The sequence below is a fragment of the Neisseria sp. P0001.S005 genome (assembly GCF_051963715.1).
Genome location: NZ_JBQCTZ010000321.1, coordinates 1 through 2,494 on the forward strand (window position 1 = coordinate 1; position 2,494 = coordinate 2,494).

Here is a 2,494-nt window from a genome sequence, read left to right on the forward strand (position 1 = left end):
TGCAAGTGTTGGAAAACCCTGAATCTACCAATAAAGAACAAGCTAAAGCGCGTGAAGCCATTGGCAATGGTTTGACACTGTTGGCACCATCTTTTACTAAAAACAAATACATCTTGGGCGACGACTTCTCCATGATTGATGTTGCCTTGTCTCCACTGTTGTGGCGTTTGGACTATTACGACATCAAACTGGGTAAATCTGCTGCGCCTTTGCTGAAGTACGCCGAGCGTATTTTCCAACGCGAAGCCTTCATTGAGGCATTGACGCCGGCTGAAAAAGCCATGCGCCGCTAAAGGACAGATCTATGGCAACTTCAACCAAACCGTATTTGTTGCGTGCTTTGTATGAATGGTGTTTGGATAATAACCAAACACCGCACATCGTGGCTTGGGTAAATGAACATACCCGTGTGCCGATGCAGTATGTGCGTGACAATGAAATTGTTTTAAATATTGGTCCTACCGCCAGCTATAACTTGAATATCGACAATGAATGGGTCAATTTCTCTGCCCGCTTTTCCGGCGTAGCGCACGAGATTTGGATTCCGGTCGGTCATATTGTCAGTATATTTGGCCGCGAAAGTGGAGAGGGTATGGGTTTTGAGGTAGAGCCATATCAGCCTGCTTCTGTTGAAGCTGCAGCGGTGGAAGATAAAAAAGCTGAATCTGCGGAAGACAAACCGAAAAAAGTATTGAAGCTTGTGAAGTAATTAAAAGATAAAAGGCCGTCTGAAATGTTTCAGACGGCCTTTATTGATTAGTTATTGAAATGGCAAAATTAATGAGCAATCAGTTATTAATTAAGCTAAACAAAAAAGCCCTTGTATTTAACAAGAGCTTTTTTGTTTAGTGGTGGAGGTAAGCGGGATCGAACCGCTGACCTCTTGCATGCCATGCAAGCGCTCTACCAACTGAGCTATACCCCCGAAATTTGGTGGCGAATCAGGGATTCGAACCCCGGACACAAGGATTATGATTCCTCTGCTCTAACCGACTGAGCTAATTCGCCGTTTCGTGAAGTCGCTATTATAGTTTTTTTTGAATATTTGGCAAGCGCTAATTTTGATTTTTTTTATTTCTTATTGTTTTTAAAAAATAAAAAGTAGATTGTCAGGTTATAGCTTATGGCAAATATCTCCGTGGCTGAAGCCTGTCCAATCGATATCAATGTCTTTGCCAAAAGCGATGACTTTAAAAAGTTCGCCCATTTCGTGCTGATGTATCAGTTTTTGTACTGCGGCGGCGGCTTGGATATATTCAACCGAATCCGGGCTGCCGATTTGTGCTAGCAGATCGGTGATGCCGAGATTGAGCAGGAAATAAGATTGGGGCAGGTAGCCGATTAAATCTAAACCTGATTCCGTGCCGGCGCGTGCAATATCGGTGAAATTGACGTGCGCAGTCAAATCGGTCAGGCCGATATTGAAAAATGGGTCGTGGATAGTGTGGTGGCGATAGTGGCCGATGAATGTGCCTTCCTTGCGTTGCGGATGGTAATACTGAGCGGCATCGAAGCCGTAATCGATAAATATCATGCCGCCGCGCTGCAATTTGGCGGCCAGGGTTTGGATAAAGGCATATTGTGCAGGATGCAGCTCGCTTGTGTATGAGGGAAGGGGAGGGAAGTATAAGGCGGCTGTTTGCGTAAGTTCGGCTTGTGCCAATGGTCTGATGGCTTCGATTAGCCCGTCATTCTCTAAACTGACGCCGATTTGTTGAAACCTTTCCTCTTGATAAATCAAGCGTTCCACCGGCATGGCATCCAATACTTCGTTGCCGATGATGATGCCGTCAAAGTGTTCTGGTAATGCGGTAAGGTGGATGACTTTTGCTGCTGCTTCGGGAGATGTGTGCTCAATAATATGTTGGCGTTGTCTCTCTGCAAGTTCTGCGGATAACTCAATAATATAGTAATGATTCAGGCCGTCTGAAAGGTCTTGCAAGAGTGTGGCAGCGAGATGACCTGTGCCTGCACCAAATTCGTAGATATTACCTGCTGTTTGCGGCAGTAATTCGGTAAGTTGTTTGGCAAGGGTTTGTCCGAATAGGGGGGAAAGGGTGGGGGCGGTAATGAAGTCGCCGTCCGTACCGATTTTATGACTGCCTCCGCTGTAATAGCCGTATTGAGGTGTGTAAAGGGCAAGCTCCATAAAACGGGAGAAGGGTATCCAGTTTTGATGTTGTTTAATTTCGTTTTTTATGAGCTTGGTCAGGTGTGCTGAAGAGGCTTGTGCATCAGGGGAAGGGAGGGGGAGTTGTGGCTTCATGACTGTTAGATAATGTAAAAAATTTGAATTTGTTTGTATATTATAGCCCCTTGTGACAGGGGTGGTAATCGGGTATAAAAATACTATATATAGTATTTTAAAAACACAAATAATACTATATATAGTGTTTTATGCTATATGAGATGACTGACATATTAATTTGTCATGCATTTTTGTATATATAAGCTATTGAATTTTAAGTGTTTAGTGTTTCATTTCAGATAAAGG

The 2,494-nt window shown here is 43.8% G+C and carries 3 protein-coding genes and 2 tRNA genes; 2 read left to right on the forward strand and 3 right to left on the reverse strand.

Going from position 1 to position 2,494, the window contains the following annotated elements:
- Positions 1-293 (forward strand): glutathione binding-like protein (locus ACTHSP_RS19525; protein WP_440346728.1); only part of this gene is annotated, 293 nt, incomplete at its 5' end.
- 11 nt (positions 294-304) lie between these two features.
- On the forward strand, positions 305-709 hold the full coding sequence (locus tag ACTHSP_RS19530; protein WP_049350861.1) for a ClpXP protease specificity-enhancing factor: 405 nt from the start codon (positions 305-307) through the stop codon (positions 707-709).
- Positions 710-849: 140 nt separating this feature from the next.
- Here the strand turns inward: ACTHSP_RS19530 and ACTHSP_RS19535 are convergent.
- The 3 genes from ACTHSP_RS19535 to ACTHSP_RS19545 all read right to left on the reverse strand — a co-directional run bounded on the left by ACTHSP_RS19535 (position 850) and on the right by ACTHSP_RS19545 (position 2,266).
- Positions 850-925 (reverse strand) — tRNA-Ala (locus ACTHSP_RS19535).
- Positions 926-931: 6 nt separating this feature from the next.
- Positions 932-1,008, reverse strand: a tRNA-Met gene (locus ACTHSP_RS19540).
- A 106-nt stretch (positions 1,009-1,114) separates the two neighbouring features.
- Positions 1,115-2,266, reverse strand: coding sequence for a class I SAM-dependent methyltransferase (locus tag ACTHSP_RS19545; protein ID WP_049350860.1), 1,152 nt, complete (start codon positions 2,264-2,266; stop codon positions 1,115-1,117).
- Positions 2,267-2,494 lie beyond the last annotated feature (228 nt).